Raw genomic sequence first — 18,836 nt, forward strand, 5'->3', positions numbered from 1 at the left:
GCTCAATCCAGCCCGATAACCAAGGCGGCATTGGCGCCACCAAAACCGAAACTCAGGTTTAGGGTATTGCGCAGTGCTTTAGGTCGATGCCCCTCGCTGATGTAATCAAGGTCGCACTGTGGATCAGCATTTTTCAAATTACAGGTGGCGGGCATTATCTGATGCTCAAGCGCTTGCAGACAGATAATGGATTCAAAACTGCCCGCCGCCGCAATCAGATGGCCGGAATAAGATTTGGTACTGGACAGTGGCGTGGTATAAGCCGCTTCGCCAAAGGCCTGTTTAATGGCCTGAGTCTCATTGAGATCGTTAAGCTGGGTCGAGGTGCCGTGCAAGTTCACATAATCAATCTCATCAGCACTCAAACCGGCCTGTTGCAAGGCGTGACGGATAGTCTTCACCCGCGCCACCCGATCTTCCGCCGGTGCGGTGAAATCAAATGCATCAGAGTAGTTACCGTAACCTTTGATCTCACCGAGGATGGTCGCACCGCGTGCAATCGCACCTTCTCGTTCTTCCAAGCACAGTACCGCCGCACCTTCAGACAGCACAAAGCCGTTGCGATCCAAACTAAACGGGCAACTGGCTTTGGTGATATCGTCTTGCTCGCGCGCCAGTGCACCCAGAATATCGATATTCCATACTGCGGCATCGCTGCGCAATGATTCACCCGCCCCTGCCAGCATCATTGACGCCCGACCACTACGGATAATTTCAAATGCATCACCGATGGCAATGGTCCCGGTAGCGCAGGCAGCAATCGGGGAGTTCTGATAGCCGCGTAACCCCCAGTACAGGCTGCACGCCGCAGTGCCCGCATTAGGCATTGAGAGGAAGCAGCCAAAAGGCGTACCCAGCCCGGTTGCCAGATAACCTTCATAGTTATCATGTGTTTCATCCTGCCCCGCCCAACCGCTACCAATGATGGTTCCGCAGTCCAACAAGTCATAATAAGCCTCAGGAGATTGCTCGGCGAAGGCCATCCCCATCGCCTCTTTCGCTGCCGCCAGTACCAAACGGGCATAACGCGGTAGGCGGCGGCGGATAGCCGCAGGCACTGATTTCAGATTCGGCTCAGCATCAAGCAAACCAAAAAAGCGCGACTTGATACCCTGCTCAGATTTATCGTAATAACGATAACCCAATTGATAGTCCATAATCGCCGCCCAGCTCTGCTGTGCCGTCATGCCCATCGGGGTCACGCTGCCATAGCCGGTTACCACCACGCGGCGCTGTTTATTTGTATTTGTCATGATTTAATTCCTTTACTTTCCCTGCTGTTATCAACACCCCCCCCTAGCGCCAACCACAGTTTCATGGTGGCATTTAGGTAGTTATATTGAAGTTCGAGCAAATTGGTTTCACTGGTCAGCAGGGCATCTTGCGCATCCAGTAAGGTCTGAAATGAGACGGCACCTGCTTGATATTGGCTGTTAGTCAGGATTAGCCGACGTTGGCTGAGTTGCAGGTTTTGCCACTGATTCTGTTTTTGTTGCTGATAGCTCAGCCGTGCCGTCATCGCGTCATCGACATCTTTCAAGGCGCTATAAACCTTGCTGCGAAAATCAACAGCCGCCAATTTCACTTCCAGCTTTGACTGCTCGATGGTGAGCTGCACAGTGTTCCACTGGAGGAAAGGCAGCGCGCTGTTGACACTGAGTGTCCGGCTCGGGTTGCTAAACCATTGTGAAAACACCGCGCTACCGGCATCTAAACTCGCTCCTAGCGAAAGGGTCGGGTAGAAATTCAGCTTGGCAACATCAGATCCGGCCAAGGCTGCACGTAAGCGCCATTCGGCAGCCTGCACATCAGGCCGTTGAGCAATCACCTGTAACGGTAAACTTTCCGCTATCGCAACTTGCTGTTGTAAATCCAATGACTTGCGTTCGGCCTGACGATAATCAGGCGCGCGGTTAAATAGCAGTGCCATGGCATTACGTGCAGCTTCCCGCAGTTGTTCGAGATTTTGATACTGATTTTGTCTATCCAGCAGGGCTTGTTGTGCCTGCAATAGTTCAATTTCACTGGCATCCCCCGCCGCCAGACGCGAGCGCACAATGTTGAGCGTATCTTGCGAAATAGCTAACGCCGCCTGTTGGTAGCCCAACTGCTGGTTAAATTTAGCAATCTGCCAATAGAGATCCGCAGTGGTCCCAATCAGTGACAGTGCAGTTTCTTGTCGATCCTGTTCGGTCGCATTGACCAGCCAGGCGGATTGCTCACGGGCGCGGGCCAGTTTGCCCCACAAATCCAGCTCGTAACTCAGACCAAGCGAGGTGCTATAGCTTTCTCGCGGCTGGGTATTTTCATTCAGCGAACGGGTATTACTGCCCGCACCGGTCATGGTGATATCCGGTGTCAAATTGGTATTGGTCAGCCCTGCCGTCAGGCGCGCCTGCTGTAACTTCAGGCCAGCAGCAGCTAAGTCATTATTACTGACCAACATCCGACTGATGCTGTCAGACAGTTGTGGATCATCGAAATTTTCCCACCAGTGCACACTGTGATGCAGGTAACCCCCGCCAGTATCTTTAACCCGCCACTCCTCGGGAACCGACAGCATGGGGCGCTGATAATCGCTTTTCAGTAATGAACCACAGCCGGTTAACAGCAGCATGATAAGTCCTACATTAATCAGTCTGCTCATTCTCGTGCCAGTGCCTCGGTTGGGTGCAAACGGGCGGCATTGCGCGCCGGGAAAAAACCAAACCCTAGCCCGATAAGCGCAGAGAAACTGCACGCCAGCACTAACGGCGGCCAGGTAAAAATCATAGTAAATTCTTGGGTAACCCACGAGAAAATCACCCCCGCCAGCGCCGAACCGATAATCCCAATCAAGCCGCCGAGAGTACAGATAACCACCGCTTCAATCAGAAACTGGATCATGATGTCGCTGGGGCGAGCACCAACTGACAAGCGAATACCAATTTCATGGGTCCGTTCAGTCACTGACACCAGCATAATATTCATCACCCCAACCCCACCCACCAGCAACGAAATCGCGGCAATGGAAGTGATTAACAATGTCATCGAATCAGAGGTTTTCTGAATCGCTTTGCTCATCTGGTCATTGCTTAGAATGAAAAAGTCCCGCTGGCCGTGGGCCATATCCAGCAGCGTTTCAACCTCGCGCTGCACCTCATTCAGGTTGTAACCCTCACGTACCCGCACGGTGATTGATTCGAGTGGAATATCACCTGAAATGCGCTCGGTGAGTGAGGTATAAGGCATCCAAGCGGCCAATAACCCGCCAAATGACGAACCATTACGCTTGGCGACCCCGATCACCCGCAGAGGAATACCATCGAGTTGAACAATTTCGCCAATCGGATTTTCCCCAACAGCAAACAGGGTGTCACTGAGTTCAGGTTGCAAGATAACCACCGGCTCACGCGCATTGACGTGGTGCTGGGTAAAACCATCGCCCACAGTAAAACTCAGCCCTTTTACTTGAAAGAAACCGTTACTGACCCCAGAGAGCGAAATCATCACTTGTTTGTCGCCACGCACCGCGGCAACCATCTTGCTCACCACCGGTGACACGCTATCGACATAGGGTTGTTGGCTAAGTAATGCCACATCTGCCTGCGTGAGTGCGCGCTCAAAATCAGGGCGCGGTTTATCCCAGCCCAATCCGGGACGAATATCCAGATTACTGGTACCCAGTTGACTGATTTCACTTAGAATTTCTTGACGCGCACCTTCGCCCACCGCCATGGAAGAGACCACCGATGAGATGCCGATAATGATGCCCAACATCGATAAGAAAGCACGGATACGATGCCCGAGCAGTGAGCGCCAGGCCATTTTGATAGCTTCCCTGACACTCAACCACCAGTGTGGCCGACCCGTTGCCAGTGTGGCGGGTAACGCGGCGTGAACAGCCTCCGTCTCAGACGCCTCATTATGGCGATCAGCAATGATTTCACCGTCGCTTATCTCAATAATGCGCTGGGCCTGATTAGCGATATTACGATCATGGGTCACGATAATAATGGTGTGGCCGGACTGATGCAGGCCATGCAATATTCCCATCAACTCTTGCCCACTGGCTCTGTCGAGCGCACCGGTCGGCTCATCGGCCAAAATAATACCGGCACCATTCATCAGAGCGCGGGCAATACTGACACGCTGCTGTTGCCCGCCCGAGAGCTGTGCTGGTTTGTGTAACAGGTGCTGACCAAGGCCTAAGCGGCGCAATAAATAGGTCGCACGCTCCTGACGCTCAGCAGATGGCATAGCAGTGTAAAGTGCCGGAATGACCACATTCTCCGTTGCCGTCAGATATGGCATCAGGTGGTAGCGCTGAAAAATAAAACCGATGTACTGGCTTCTTAATTGCGCCAGTTGCTCACTGCTGGCCTGCCGGGTAGAGATGTTATGAATCGACATCTCCCCCTGAGTTGGCTTATCAAGGCAACCAATGATATTCATTAGCGTCGATTTACCTGACCCGGAAGCACCGATGATCGCCACCATTTCGCCGCTACCAATAGACAGCGAGATATCTTTAAGGACCGCGACCGATTGGCTACCCGACGCAAAATGGCGATAAATGCCATTAAGTTCGATCAACGGACATGGTGAATCAATGGTATTAGCGCGCATTAGTGACTCCCGAAGGTGCACCCATTAGCACCACCTGATCACCTGGCTGTAAGCCTTCTTTTACTTCGGCATATTGATCATTACGCAGACCGAGCAATACCTCACGAACCACCGTTTGTTTGCCTTGGATGACCTGAACCTGATAGCGTTTATCTGACTGTTGACTCCCCAGCGCTGATAGCGGTACTCGCAACACATTTTTCGCCTGCGCGGTGATAATGAATACCTGCGCCGTCATTGATGTGCGCAATAGTCGCTCACGGTTGGCAATGCTGAATATGCCGTTGTAATAGACGGCAGAAGGTTGCTGACTGTTAGATGTGACGGAACTCTCTTCGCGCAAGCTTTCTGCCGACGCTTCCTGAATAGCATCCATCCGGCTCTCATAGCGGCGCTCGGGGTCAGCGACCACATAGAACCATAGTGGCTGCCCAACGCTGACTTTGAGAATATCGGTTTCTGAAATACGGGTGTGAACCGTCATGGTATCGACATTCGCCAGCACCAAAATTGTCGGCACGGTTTGCGAGGAAACAATGGTTTGCCCCTCTTTGGTGACAATCCCCAGTACTTCGCCGTCAATCGGCGCCATGATGCGGGTAAAACCCAGATTGGCTTTGGCGGTTTCCAGTGACATTTGGCTTTGCACAATTTGCGCTTCGTTAACGTGCAATTGTGCTAACTGGCTGTCGTATTGCGCCTGTGCTTTTTCTAGCGCACTTTTCACACCAGAACCTTCCGTTGCCAAAGTCTGTTGACGGCGAAATTCAAGTAGATATTGGCGTAACAATGCTTGGCTTGCCTGCTTTTGTGCCTGCGCGCTCTGTAATTCAGCTTCCGATTTACGTAACTCGTTTTGCTGCAAGGTCGGGTCTATTTCAGCTAACAATTGGCCACGAGTGACGCGATCGCCCTGTTTAACATAGAGTTTGGTTAGCTGCCCGTTGACCTGCGCGCCGACATTCACCTGCAATGAGGGTTTTAAGCTGCCGGTTGCCATGACGTTTCGTTCGATATCACCGCGACCAATAGTTTCGCTTAATTGCGGTACGTCCTGCTCGCTATTAGATAACCACAGCACTACCCCACCGCCGATAACTAACAGCAGTGTAATAAGCAGGATCAGGAGTAACCGTGGTCTGTTGTTCACTATGTTTATACGCATAATTAACCTGCAACCGGTGTCAGGCGGCTTAATGCCGCAGATTGCGCAAAACGCGCCAACTGACCGTCATTTAAGCGGAAAACACTGTCAAACATGGGTAAGACACTTTCACTGTGTGTCACGGTGATCAGTGTTTTCTGATATTCCCGGCAATGTGCCAATAAGGTCTGCATCACCTGATGGGCGGTATCTTCATCCAGATTGGCAGTAGGTTCATCTAACACCAATACCGGGCAATCGCTGTACATCGCTCTGGCCAGCAATAACCGCTGACGCTGGCCTAAAGAGAGTGCGGCATGGCTTTCACGTACCAAAGCGCTGAGGCCACCGGGCAACTTATCGATAACCGGGGTTAATTGCAGCCCTTGGAGTGAACGTTCAATACGTTGACGTTTTTCAGCATCGACATGCCCATCAAACAAAGTGATGTTTTGTAATACCGAGGCATTAAACAGGATATCTTCCTGGCTTTGCAGGAAGAACAAGGCATGGGCCTGCTGAAAATCTACCGGCTCCCCATCCACCAATACCTGCCCTTGCTGTGGTGGCATCAACCCCGCCATCACTTTCAACAAAGTACTTTTGCCCGCACCAGATTCCCCGATGATCGCCACACTTTGCCCACGCGTCAGTGACAGCGACAAATTGCGCAATACCGGCTGACTGGCGTCATAGGCAAAACGGATATTCTGATAGACCAATTGGCGGGTAAATGCCGGGATCGCCGGTGGGATCGGTGAATCGCTGCTTGAGGGGGTTGCCTCCCCAGCAGGGAACAGATCACGGGCACGGATATCAATGACATGCAGTTGGTTTTTCTGCAAAATCGCATAGAAGATCTTGGTGATATACGAGGTAAAGATCTCACGGACAAAGCTATAGGCAAAGAATTCCCCCAAACTCAGCGTCCCCTGCTTCAACAACGGCAACGCCAGCAGCATAAAGAACACCATTTCCAGGCTGCCGATCAGTTGATACAGACTATTTTTGACCTGATCGTAAATTTTTTTCTTCTGTAACGCACTGAATAATGAAAGTGCCAGACCGGCAAACACCCCTTGGCGTTGACTGGCCAAACCGGCTGATTTAATAGTGGAAAATCCCTGAATGGTTTCCAGAATAAAATCACTTTGCTCAGCACCTTTTACTTGTAACTGTTGGGTGTAATAACGGTCACGGTAGATGGCCCAAATACTGATAAGCCCCATCAGCATCACGCCGACGGCAGAAACCATCGCCAGCACCGGACTCATATAGCACATCACCGCCAGCGCAATAGCACCGATTATCCAGTCGGTACGCAGGCCGTTATCCAGTTCTATTTTTTGCGTAGCCGCCATTTGCCAGTTGGAGAAGCGGCTGAAAATATCACCCGGTGCGCGTTTATCAAAAAAGTTAAGTGAATGACTGAGCAAACGGGAGAAGCCGGCGACACTATTTAGCACCACAAAGTGTTTGATATAACGCTCGGTGATGTATCGCACGCAAAAAGCAAGTGACGTTGAGACCACAAAAGCCAATAGGAAATAGAAATAGGGGAAGTCTTTATCACCCGCAGAAGAAAATACGTCATTAATGGCGCTACTGACCATGGTCGGCATGATAAACAGCGTCAGCGAGATCAAAAATGCCAGCGTCATCAGCCAGTAGATGCCACGAACACTGGCGGTCTCTTTCAAGCTCATGCAGTCCAGTGCGCTCAATCGCGTACTGTGTTCAATTTTCTTCACCGCCTCTGGGTCTGCCGGTGTTTCTGGATCCAACACCAAGGCATAACCGCTAATTTCCGCTTTCAAAGCATCCATTGGCAACAATTGCTGACCGATTGCCGGATTCATCACACAGACATAGTTGCCTTTACGGTAAGCAAGTAACACGTAGTGGTTCGCGCCATAATGCAGAATGGCGGGCAGCGGTAAGGCAGACAGCTCCTGATGTTCAAACACCACCGGGTAAGCGGGTATCGCCAATTCAGATAAAATAGTACAAAGCGTAGCCAATGAGGTGCCATGCGCCGAGGCAGGATAACGCTCCCGTAAGCTTTCCAACGGCGCGTTGATGCCTTGCGTCTGTGCCAGCATCGCAATACAGGCTAAACCGCATTCATTGGTTTCGCTTTGAAAAACCTGGGTCGGGATTATCTTTTCCATTTTCTACTATTCTTTATGAGTGCCATTATTCGTTAATAAAAAATAACGAATGTGAGTGCCATAACAGCCAATCTTGCGGATGTTGCGTCATTGATGTTTCAATCAATTCGGGTAATTTACTTTTCACTTCTCGCGCGCTAAGTGCAGGATAAATATTTATTTTTATTTCTTTGTCGTAGTACAGATAATAAAAAACCACCTGCGCTGAAAGTGCTCTGGCAAGGCGAATAATGCCACTGTGTAAATTGGCTGGGCGGTTGAACAATTGGCAGGGTATTTTTGCCGTTTCAGCCATCTGGTTATTGACGGTGTAATCCGGCGTAATATCTGGGAAAATCATAATATTGCGCTTATGCTCGGCCGCTTCCATGATGGCTTCCATCAAGTTACCGGCGATTGCACGGCTGTCAGCATGAATGGAACAATAGGAAATATTCACCCCGCCCATCTGCCGCGCCTGCTCTTCATACGCCTCGGCACTGGCTGATACCACCACGGTCGCCTGCCCCGGATAAGCATTAGCCCCCACCATGCCAGCGAGCACATCAGAAACCATATGCAGCGGCGCTAAAATAACCGGTGAGCCGGCCTCATGCAGTGCACGAACCTGGCTATCTAACTGCTGAGTACATGCTGCTAACTGAGCTAAAACCCGCCGGTTTTGGCCATAAGTCGCTGCCAGCTCCAATACCTGACGGCGCTGGGCGGTACGCATAAAATTCTGTGCTGATGGACTATTGTCACCATTCAATAAACACTGGCTGTTGGCCGCCGCCACTCGCGCCAGATTCTTCTGTCGCTTTGGCATCAAGCCTAAAGCCCGGCGCAAAGCACCGAGCATCAGTAAGAAACGATAATCACCGTGCCGTAACAGCCAGCAAGCCAGCCTAGCCTGCCCGCGGGCAAGTAACCGCCCACTCAAAGCCAGCTTGTCGAGCTGGTTTCTCCAGGCAAAGTAACCCCATACGGCTAACAGTCTCATTATTTCTCCAGCGCCTTATCGTGCTCGAGTAATGACAAGAGATGATCTGAGAACGCTGGGAATTCCCTGTCCTGTAACGCTATCCATTTTTTGCCGACAATAAAGCTCGGGGTGGCGTCTATCTTGTAATGCGCAGTCACTGCCGTCATATAGGCGAGTAACTCTTTCACTTCAGCGGATTGGCTGACTTGCTGATATTGGGCAACATCAATGCCATTGGCTTTTAGCCAGGTTTCGAGTTGGCTGTTATCACTCAGGTCAATGTTGTCTTCCAGTACCGCTTTGTAGGCACTTTGGCGATGCTGCGGTTCAATACCCATGACGGATAAAGTGGCGAAAATAGGTGCAAAACGCCCCAAGCCGGTGGTTTTATCACTGCTGATATGCAGGCGAACAAAACGCGTCCCTTCTGGCATGCGGTTTTCTAATTGGGTGACATTCTCTTCATTGATGGCGCAGTAATGGCAGCCATAAGAGAAGATCTCAATAATAGTTTTATCGTCTTTGATTGGGCTGTTTTCAACTTCACTGTTGCTGACAGCGAATAGGGTTTCCTGTTCATCCTGATTAAGAACGAAATAGTGGAAATAGGCCGTTGTTATCAATGAAGAAATAAGGATAACTAACAGTGTATAGCCTATAAAAAATCCCTTACTCCTAAACATATTTTTTTCAGTAGACATAGATTCAGTTCTATTCACAATCAGAGTTCAGGTAAGACATAAACAGAATCAAATAACATTTATGCCCACGAAATAATCTTTCTAACATTCAATTAATGCGAAAATTCTTGAATTTAAGCATCGATGACACATTTGAATAAATAAGTCAGGCAAGTACAGAAATCCCTCCCGCACTTGCCTGGGATACTATTAAATATCGATAAAAATTAACAAATACTTAATTAACGGCAGTTAGCAATGTTGCTAGGTGCAGAAGTAGTGCTTAATACTTTACCGTGTTTGTCAGTACAAGTAGTTACTGCCATGCAAGTTGCAGTTGTACCGCTAGTCTGCCACTGGAAAGTATCTTTACAAGTTTGACCAGTACCGCCAACGATTGTATTTGCAACTGCCATGTTCATTTTTTTCATGAGAAAATCCTTAAAAGAAAAATTTATAGCCTATTTATTTAATAGCCCATTGAAGTATGCGTTTCATTTTTAGGTTGTATACCCGTCATACTTCAAGCTGCATGTGTGTTGGCTACGCTCAATAACCCGAATCGCTTACTCATGTAAACTCATCGGGATTATCTCCCTTGCCGCCTTCTTGCAACTCGAATTATTTAGGTTATAGCCTAATACCTAACTAATCTAACGCAACAGCGTTATACTATATTAGTACAACACATTACAACTTAAAGATAACATTTATTTAATTTAAAATAATATATAAATAAATGCCATGGGAGCCCCCTGCCATATATAAACAACAGTAAAACCACCCAACTTATGAATATGAAAATAGCGAATTTAAAACACTATTTCATATTCATAATCATCATGCACTCAAATAATGAATGCATATAATTCTACATTTAGAGATAGGACATAATAACCACTCCACTCCCGCTAAATGTACCTGCGTCAGGCAATGCTGGCGCATGAAGTGTTGATTCGATCTGGAAAGGGGTGTTGCCTATCGCTGCCGTTACCGTCACGCCATTGGATAAGTCTTGCCCTGACACTTTTAAGGTCGAAGTCAGATTGCCATTTTGCCCAAGATTAATATTTTTCCCGCCGACCAGCGTTAATTTCACCGATGTTCTGGCTGTACAGTTGATAATGAGCGGTTCACTTTTTATCGCACCATCGACATTTTGCTGATTAAGCGAGCCGTGGTTGATATAGACATCATTGGTAACCTCACAGGTTTCTGGCGTTGGAGGAACCGCACCACAATAAGAGCCTGGGATCTGATTACCGGTAAAGTTTAAATCACCAACCCCTTGCCAATAAAGAATGCCAAAACAGGTGTTTGATGAACTCAAAACCGGGGTCGTGGTGCTCCAACTTCCAGAAGCGCCATTGCGACTGACAAACGCATCTCGCATGGTCTGCGCCGTTGCTCCTTGAGAAACAATGACTCGCGTTGATGCCCCACTCGGGTTAACACACCGCTCAGCTTCAAGAGTGGAGTAGTGACATATCGCCACAGAACAAGATGAGGAGGTACAAAGTACGTTGCTCAACTCCTCCGTCGGCCAGGAGAATGTTCCGGTATATTGACCGCCGGTTCGTGTTTGCGTCGAAACCCAGGCACTGGCCTGACTATAAAGCGGAAATAAAAACAGTACGCAAGCAATTAGCCAGCAATATTTATGACTTAGTCGCATATTAGGCTTTGTCATTCGTTTAAGTTCCATTGTCTCTATCCGCATATCGGCATTTAAGCTGTTGATAATGATTTTCAGCGTTAACATATTCGTATTGAAATAAGATTAGAGGGGAGATCCCATTAATAATATTGCAGATTAAATGTTGCGACCGCATTGAACTCACCGCGCTTAATAGTACGTTGAGATATCGCCTCGGGTTCACCCCGAACATAAGCTTTCAAGGTAATAACGTTATTTCCTGTATCAAGTGCAATATCGTCACTCGACTGATTCAGATACAGAGGTGTCCCCGCCATTGTTTCAAGACCAATGGCGATTCCAACATCACTGCCATCAACCGCCAATAACCCAGGTAAATTAACACTATCATTACCAGTAAATACAATATTGGCTGTCGTACCTAAGCTGATATCGCAATCGACCAGATGTAGTTGAAACTGTTTGCCTGATGTACGCTGATTCGAATACAGATATTTATCGACGATAGTGCCAAAATTCAAACTAATAGCTTCATCACCGGGACGAATAGTGCAAGGCTCTGCGACCAAGGCGCCATGAAAACGCATATTGTCAGCGGCCGATACCGGTATCATCCAAAATAAATTCAGAATTAGAATACTTAAAATAGCTCGCCCACGGCGCATCAGCAGATTTAAATTAGTCATCATTTGATCCTATTGATAATCCACTAATAAAGTAGCGGTAGCCTCAAAACTTCCTTCACTTAATGTTGCCCCAGCAGCTTTAACAGGTACGGCCTTAAGTACCGGTGGGTTATTTTTGTCATAAGCAACACGGGTATTAAGTGCAAAAGGAACACCGTTTTTCAGTAAACGAATACCCAGATCCTGAACATCGGTTTGTATCGCTGCGGAGTCAAATGTAGTAACCGATGCACTGACAATCGTTAGACCTAATTCCAAACTGCTACTGGTTGTTTCGCAGGTCATGCTGTAAGGCACATCCCGGGTATAATTAATACCATCGATCTTGTTCACGCCCAGATTTTCCCCGAAAGGCACATCTATCGTATTTCCCCCATTAATCACACAAGGGGCGGGGTTAATTAATGTCCCCGTGAACAATACGTCATCCGCATACACCAGCGTGCTACTCAGTGTCAGTACCACCGCAATGGAACAACGCGATATCAGTGATCCGTTTTTCATTACTGATACTCCACAACCATGGTCGCTGTACCGTAAAAATCTCCCGCGCTCAACGTTGCACCGGGTTGTTTGACCGGTACGGCCTTCAGCACCGGGATAGTCGGATAGGAAAAGGTGAAAGCACTATTCAGTGACAATGCTTGATCATTACGTAGTAATTTGATCCCCAGCGCCGAATTATTCGTGCTCAAGACACTGGAATCAAAACCAGCACCATTTCCTTTAATTGTCATTTTCAGCGCATTGGATACAGCCCCAGTACAATTCAATGTATAGGTCACCGGCTGCATATACTGAGTGCCATCAACCCGCGAAGTCAGAACATCATTGCCAAAACCGACAAGGATAGTGCCGGTATTGTTAATCACGCAGGGCGGAGGATTAATTAATGTGCCGGAGAACAGCATGTTGTCCGCATAGGCCAACGTACTGCCGAGAGTCAGTACCACCGCAATGGAACAGCGTGAAATCAGTGAATTAATTTTCATTACTGGTACTCCACAACCAGGGTCGCTGAGCCGGAAAAATAGCCCGTGCTCAACGTTGCATTTGTTTGTTTAACCGGTACCGCCTGCAATACAGGAACATTCGGATAGGTAAAGTTGGATGCCGTATTCAGTGGGAATGACTGCCCATTACGTATCAACTTGATCCCCAGACCTGAATTACTCGTTTTCAAGACACTGGTATCAAAATTTGCCCCATTACCATTAATGCTTAATTTCAGTGCATTAGAGGCGGCCGAAGTACAGTTCAACGTATAATTCACCGGCTGCATGTAGTTGCTACCATCAATATTTGATGTCAGGACGGTATCGCCAAAATTAACGTTGATAGTATTGTTACCGTTAATCTCGCAAGGCGGTGCGGCAAAAATAGTGACTGAGACATTGACTGTCGCAGACTTATTTAATGCCCATGCTGAGCTACTTAACAACATAGTCATCACTGCGGCCGCTGTCCCTACGATGGCTGTCATCCCAAAGATGGACGTCATGGCCCGCCGGGTAACTATTCCCTTACAAACAACAGTCATCCCATATTCCTTATTCATCGTTCAGCCTGACACCCGCCCAGTATTCTTCTTATGCAGCGCCCTGAAATACACCGTTACTTGATGCTTTCAACCACAGAACACGTGCTCCCCGAACAGCTAAATATCAGCTTGGGACGACCGCCAAAATCATTGACATAAGTTAGTACCGGTTTGCTGCCCAATGCGGCGGCACTGACATCCAACATGCTTTGCGCTTTTGGTGCGATCATCAGCGGCTTGAAGTCGGCTGCTGTTTTCCCGGCTTTGCCGTCACTGGCATCGACCAACGTGATGTAATACGGCGTTGGGTTATTAACCTGATAACGATCACCCTGACGAGTCAGCTGTAACTTCTCTTGCCAAGGTGTCGACATATCAGCCTTTTGTGGCACGATGCTAACTGGGCGGTAGAAAAGTTTGATGCGCGTTTGCAGTGCAATCTGCAAAGTATTGGGTTTGTCCGACCGCGGTGGAATTTCACGCAGGTTAAAATAGAACAAGGTTTCCCGGTCTTGCGCCAACTGACTCACAGCAGGCAAGCTTTGTATTTTTAACTGACTCATCGCGCCAGGCTCTACTCGCTGAACCGGTGGAACTACCGTCAACGGTGAATTGATTTTGTTACCCTGCTCATCTTCAATCCATCCCTGCGCCAGATAAGGTAGCTCCTTATTCTGGTTGCTGATGTTCAAGCTGATCGACTTATCGCCGCCATTAAGAATCGCCCGGGTTCTATCCAGTGCAATCGCTGCTGTTGCTTGCTGAGCCATAAGTGCCGTCACCAAAATCGCGGTGATACGCAGTTTGTTATTCAATTTCATTACCTTTTCCTTCGAATTAATCTTGTCAGAACCTGGTGGCGCCGATCGTTTTCACTTAGCTGAACGGGCGGTTACCCGCAGGTTCATTACCAAACCTTTCTACTGCGACACCGGAGGTTTATCCCCCGTCGCTATTGGCTGGCAAGGCAACAGTAGATTCGCCAGTATTGCTGGAGAAAGAGCCTGCGGCAGAGTGATGCTGCATTGCGCCTTCCCATTCCAGTGTACTGACATGGTTTCACCGGCTTTGATCCCACTGAGATAGGTGGAACCGTCGTCATTAACAATGCCGGTCTCTTGCTGATTTTCATTTAACACGGTGGCCCCAAATGGCGGTGATGTGCCATCTGCCATACGTATCATGGCCATCGCTTTTTCGCCGGAAATCACATTAAAGCGGCGATAACCAATAGCACCTTCAGTCAATGTGACCTGGGCTATGGTTCCTCTGGCTTCAACATCGTCTGCCAGGTTATCAATATCTATACTGGCCCGATTGCGGTAGTAGCTATTCACATCACCAACCACAGCTTTACCAAACTGGTTGGTCCGTATCGATGAGCCATATCCCTGAACCGGAACGCCGGATACCCCTTGGGTATCGAGTAACAAGCGAGTGCCGCCAAGGGTATTAACCCGATGCAAAGCCCCGCCTTCAGGGGTGATAGTTGCCCCGCCCTGAATACCTAAACCAACAGAAGAGTATTGTCCTTCCTGATAGCTGGCGTTGGCATTGATATCCGCACTATTACCTATGTGGTTATAGTTACCACTGACTAGCGCGCCGCTACGTGCTACGCCGGTATTGATCTGGTAGTTGTTGTGAGCATCCAGACGATCGGTATAACCCACTCGCTGACTGTGTTCACGGCCACTCACCGTCGCGCTATAACTGATTGTTGCGCTGTTACCAAACGGCATCGACATGGAGAGATACATGCCATCGTCATTGCTTTCGTTATAGCGGTTACGGTAAGCCGAGAAGGTCAAACTGACGTTTTTCACTTTACCGATATCAAAATAACGCGAGAGCGACAGGTTATAGCGGTCATTCGCCGAGCGATCCCAATAGGTCTGATGGCTATAGTTCAGATACGCGCTCAGCCCCAGATCTTGAAATTGCTGGTTGAAGCTGATGGTGTACATCTCTTTATTGCCACCCACGTCATTGTTGCGATAACGCGCGTCGAGATATTCAGTCATGCTCATAAAGTTACGTTCAGAGAAGCGATAGCCAGCAAATGTCACCTGACTGCCTGTTTCCTGAAAGTTTTTCGAATAGTTGACTCGGTAAGAGCCGCCACTCAACGTACCTTGCTCGGGTAAATTGGCCCAAGATTGGGTCATATCAACCGATACGGCACCAAATTCCATCAAATCACGGCCAACCCCGATGGATGCCGCTTGATATTCGTTTTCACCACTGATCCCACCACCAAACAATGACCAGCCGCTATTGATCCCCCAGGAGAATTCCCCGGTACCAAATACTGGCCCTTCAGACCGACGTCCGATATCCGAAGGCTTACCGGCAGCCATGCGATAGCGCACCATGCCAGGGCGGGTCAGATAAGGAATACTGGCGGTATTCACTTGGAATTGTTGAACTTGTCCGTCAAGTTCCTCGACTCGCACATCCAGCGTGCCGGAAACAAAACTGTTCAAGTTCTGAATACGGAAAGGACCAGCCGCGACCAGTGTTTCACTCAACACACGCCCTTGCTGACTCACAACAACTCGCGCGTTGGTACGGGCAACACCAGTAATTTCAGGGGCATAGCCACGCAAATTAGGCGGTAACATATTGTCATCGGTCGCCAGACTAGCGCCGCTAAAGCGGAAGCTATCAAAGATGGCGGAGTTCAGAAAATCTTCACCCAGCGTCAACTTGGCACCCAAATTCGGGATAGCGCGATAGGCGTAATAGCGGCTCCAATCCCACTGACGCTCAGTCGATGAACCCGATGATTGGTCAACCCGCGTTTGCCAATCAGCACGGAATCGCCAGGCACCCAAGTTAGCGCCGGTGGTCCCGTTTCCGCTTAACGTATTGTTATTGGTATTGTTCGTTTCCTGGCGGTTCAATTGCCCTAACAAGTTGTAATCGAACAGCACTCCGGGAATACCATCCTCCCAACGAGAAGGGGGATCCCAATCGGGTTCGCTGTATTCCAGCCAGGCTTGCGGCACACTCAGGTACAGTGCTGACTTCGCCAAATCACCTTCCACGGTCAGACCGGGTAAGCTGCTGATATCGAGACACTCCCCATTACGCGACCAGGTCAGCTTTTGGAAGCTGTCTTCTTTCAATGCCAGCAACTCAATTAACTGGGGTGTTAAACAGGCCTCACTTTTATTAGGATCTTTTTCTGAGACGTAGAACACAACCGGCTGTTCGCTGAGCTCCTGCTTATTCATACTAACCAATAAGTTATAGTGCCCAGGCATGATGTAGCCGCGTTGGGAGAACTGACTCAGGTCAAAATTAGCGCGATCCTTGGTATCCAGCACATCGGTATTAAACTGAATATCATCACGGGCTTGCGCTCCATAAGCATTGCCACTTAATGCAACTGCAATCAAAATTCGCAATAAATCACGACGGGCAAAACCGGAGGTGATGGAACGAGCGGATACCATGGGATATGTCACCTTACTCATTGAAATCAGTAATAATCCAATTTGAAACGAACGCTAGAATGATAAGTTCCAGCACGCAGTGTCTTACCATTGCCCACTAACCGCAGGGCATAATTGAGTTTCATATCAGCAGGAATTATATTGATCTCCGGTGATGCCACCCCTGGCGTCGAAACATTGCCTTTATCATCAATAATTTGCATTGCCACTCCTTCGGCTTCACCATTAACTGCAAAATTATTACCGTCTGCGGCACCGTCAAATGTCACAACAAAATGCTGCTGGTTCGACTTATCTGGATCAGGGTGAGCTATCGTGCAATGCAGCAACCGAATCTCAAACGGGTGTTCATCCCCTGCACCGTTCTGAACCAATTTACCAATAGGCAAAATCGCCATATCGATGGTCTGTTCCAAGCTTCCGGGCTCTATCGCACAAGCAGTATCAGTAATACTTCCTTCCATACTCACGCGGCCCCAGGCTGTTTTCATGGGATCTGCCGTTACCGGTAAACTCAGCAATAACGCCATCAGTAAGGAAGGAGGCACTATCAAAAAAAAAGACCTGGACATAAATCACCTAACTCATCCAATACGTATCTTTCTCAAGAGAAAAGACATGCGGATAAATCCGCATGTCCAATTAAAAAAGGGGGGCTTATTGGTAAGCCAGCATGAAGTTAGCTACGCTTGAGAAGCTACCTGGTTTGATAGCGTCAGAAGCTGTGCTGCCCTGCAGGTAAGCAGAGAATGCCAAAGTGTTGTTGCCGGTGATCAGAGTCTGTTCAGCAGTTGCTTGACCCAGTTTCACAACAGAACCAGTACCATCAACGATGGCGATACCAGCGCCTTCAGCCAGACCAGTGATGCCCAGCAGGCCAGGTACTGCTTCTGATTCTGCACCGCTAAAAGTAGTGGTTACAGTTTTCAGAGTAGCGATGTCACAGTTTTCCAGTTTGATGTCGAACTTTTTGGCAGGGTTTGATTTGCCGCCATTCTGCAGAAGTACGTTAGAGATCTGACCCATTTCAACAGTCTGAGAATCAGAACCTGATGCGATTGAGCAAGGTGCATCAATGATTGAACCATTGAAAGTCACAGTACCCTGGCCTTGATCAGCAGCGTTAGCCATAGAAGCAAAACCTAATACCAGAGCAGCAGCCAAGATTGTTTTATTCAGTTTCATTACGTGATTCCTTTATACACAATTAAAATTTAATACACTGATTTGCTTTGAAAAAATCAAAGTAAATACCGCGTAGAAGTTGTTTTAAAATACAAATGCATGTTGCTTCTTGCCGTTAAAATACCAAAGGACAAGCTGAGAACTGCACAGAGCCATAAAGTCAATATGTAGGCATTGGTAACGCCTGCACATTAAGAAAAAAATTCAAATAACGTTTAAAGCCCTTATTTTGTTCGAGGCAGATAATACAAATATAGGCATCTAGTTGATAGTCATTTAATTCAAATAACTATAATTCAGAGTGTTTAACTTAATTGATTACAGTAACGAAATAAAATCGATAAGATTGATCGATAAACATTATACCCTCGACATATAACACTCCAAAAATAAGCATCCCGACACATTTGATCGCTAAAGAGCGATTTTTCAAAATTAATGATTGCTTATTTCATGACCCAATCTATAATCGACATTAAATCCTTAACATTTCAGCCTAAGAAGCAGAAAAACCTTAGTAATAATGGTATAAACACCCGAGAACCCTTTGATTCCTTCTTAGGTTAGCTTGGTTTTTTTATATGTTAAATCTCAACAAAACCCATAAAAAATAAATCAATAGATTGATTTTAAAGGTTTTTATTAAATTACTTAAAATATCATTTATTTCACATGCAAATTAATAACCCTATTTTCCTTATGCGGCAAAAATGACAAAAAGTTAAATCCTGAGCGTAAGA

General features: G+C 47.9%; 17 protein-coding genes. All 17 read right to left on the reverse strand.

Features of this window, described 5'->3' with window-relative positions:
* Positions 1–2: 2 nt before the first annotated feature.
* Positions 3–1,253, reverse strand: coding sequence for a beta-ketoacyl-[acyl-carrier-protein] synthase family protein (locus tag V1955_RS17935; RefSeq protein ID WP_372568713.1), 1,251 nt, complete (start codon positions 1,251–1,253; stop codon positions 3–5).
* The gene (locus V1955_RS17940; protein WP_420074288.1) at positions 1,250–2,647 is read right to left on the reverse strand and encodes an efflux transporter outer membrane subunit; all 1,398 of its coding nucleotides are present in this window, start codon (positions 2,645–2,647) and stop codon (positions 1,250–1,252) included. The genes V1955_RS17935 and V1955_RS17940 overlap by 4 nt, the downstream gene beginning before the upstream one ends.
* A complete protein-coding gene (locus V1955_RS17945; RefSeq protein WP_372568711.1) occupies positions 2,644–4,608 on the reverse strand; it encodes an ABC transporter permease in 1,965 nt (654 codons plus the stop codon). The genes V1955_RS17940 and V1955_RS17945 overlap by 4 nt, the downstream gene beginning before the upstream one ends.
* Complete coding sequence (locus V1955_RS17950; protein WP_083160361.1) at positions 4,598–5,773, reverse strand: efflux RND transporter periplasmic adaptor subunit; 1,176 nt, start codon at positions 5,771–5,773, stop codon at positions 4,598–4,600. The genes V1955_RS17945 and V1955_RS17950 overlap by 11 nt, the downstream gene beginning before the upstream one ends.
* A gap of 2 nt (positions 5,774–5,775) precedes the next feature.
* Complete coding sequence (locus V1955_RS17955) at positions 5,776–7,923, reverse strand: peptidase domain-containing ABC transporter (RefSeq protein ID WP_083160363.1); 2,148 nt, start codon at positions 7,921–7,923, stop codon at positions 5,776–5,778.
* A 25-nt stretch (positions 7,924–7,948) separates the two neighbouring features.
* The gene (locus V1955_RS17960; protein WP_083160365.1) at positions 7,949–8,905 is read right to left on the reverse strand and encodes an ABC transporter; all 957 of its coding nucleotides are present in this window, start codon (positions 8,903–8,905) and stop codon (positions 7,949–7,951) included.
* The gene (locus V1955_RS17965; protein WP_372568710.1) at positions 8,905–9,588 is read right to left on the reverse strand and encodes a DsbA family protein; all 684 of its coding nucleotides are present in this window, start codon (positions 9,586–9,588) and stop codon (positions 8,905–8,907) included. The genes V1955_RS17960 and V1955_RS17965 overlap by 1 nt, the downstream gene beginning before the upstream one ends.
* Positions 9,589–9,809: 221 nt before the next feature.
* On the reverse strand, positions 9,810–9,998 hold the full coding sequence (locus V1955_RS17970) for a DUF4762 family protein (protein ID WP_005167317.1): 189 nt from the start codon (positions 9,996–9,998) through the stop codon (positions 9,810–9,812).
* A 446-nt stretch (positions 9,999–10,444) separates the two neighbouring features.
* Positions 10,445–11,272, reverse strand: a complete 828-nt coding sequence (locus V1955_RS17975; protein ID WP_083163847.1) for an MrpH family fimbial adhesin — start codon at positions 11,270–11,272, stop codon at positions 10,445–10,447.
* A 92-nt stretch (positions 11,273–11,364) separates the two neighbouring features.
* Complete coding sequence (locus V1955_RS17980) at positions 11,365–11,910, reverse strand: fimbrial protein (protein WP_083160367.1); 546 nt, start codon at positions 11,908–11,910, stop codon at positions 11,365–11,367.
* A gap of 9 nt (positions 11,911–11,919) precedes the next feature.
* Positions 11,920–12,414 (reverse strand): fimbrial protein, encoded by a 495-nt coding sequence (locus V1955_RS17985; RefSeq protein ID WP_083160369.1) that lies wholly within the window; start codon positions 12,412–12,414, stop codon positions 11,920–11,922.
* The gene (locus V1955_RS17990) at positions 12,414–12,902 is read right to left on the reverse strand and encodes a fimbrial protein (RefSeq protein ID WP_083160371.1); all 489 of its coding nucleotides are present in this window, start codon (positions 12,900–12,902) and stop codon (positions 12,414–12,416) included. The genes V1955_RS17985 and V1955_RS17990 overlap by 1 nt, the downstream gene beginning before the upstream one ends.
* A complete protein-coding gene (locus V1955_RS17995) occupies positions 12,902–13,450 on the reverse strand; it encodes a fimbrial protein (RefSeq protein ID WP_193784839.1) in 549 nt (182 codons plus the stop codon). Before V1955_RS17995 ends, V1955_RS17990 begins: the two co-directional genes overlap by 1 nt.
* Positions 13,451–13,524: 74 nt before the next feature.
* Positions 13,525–14,271, reverse strand: a complete 747-nt coding sequence (locus tag V1955_RS18000) for a fimbria/pilus periplasmic chaperone (RefSeq protein ID WP_372568708.1) — start codon at positions 14,269–14,271, stop codon at positions 13,525–13,527.
* 99 nt (positions 14,272–14,370) lie between these two features.
* Positions 14,371–16,911: an outer membrane usher protein gene (locus V1955_RS18005; RefSeq protein WP_442821244.1), complete on the reverse strand. Its 2,541-nt coding sequence runs from the start codon at positions 16,909–16,911 to the stop codon at positions 14,371–14,373.
* Positions 16,912–16,937: 26 nt separating this feature from the next.
* Complete coding sequence (locus V1955_RS18010) at positions 16,938–17,441, reverse strand: fimbrial protein (RefSeq protein ID WP_193784840.1); 504 nt, start codon at positions 17,439–17,441, stop codon at positions 16,938–16,940.
* Positions 17,442–17,568: 127 nt separating this feature from the next.
* Positions 17,569–18,096, reverse strand: coding sequence for a fimbrial protein (locus V1955_RS18015; protein ID WP_083160381.1), 528 nt, complete (start codon positions 18,094–18,096; stop codon positions 17,569–17,571).
* Between the last annotated feature and the right edge of the window lie 740 nt (positions 18,097–18,836).

Source organism: Yersinia sp. 2545 StPb PI, from assembly GCF_052217125.1.
GTDB classification, from domain to species: Bacteria; Pseudomonadota; Gammaproteobacteria; order Enterobacterales; family Enterobacteriaceae; genus Yersinia; species Yersinia enterocolitica_E.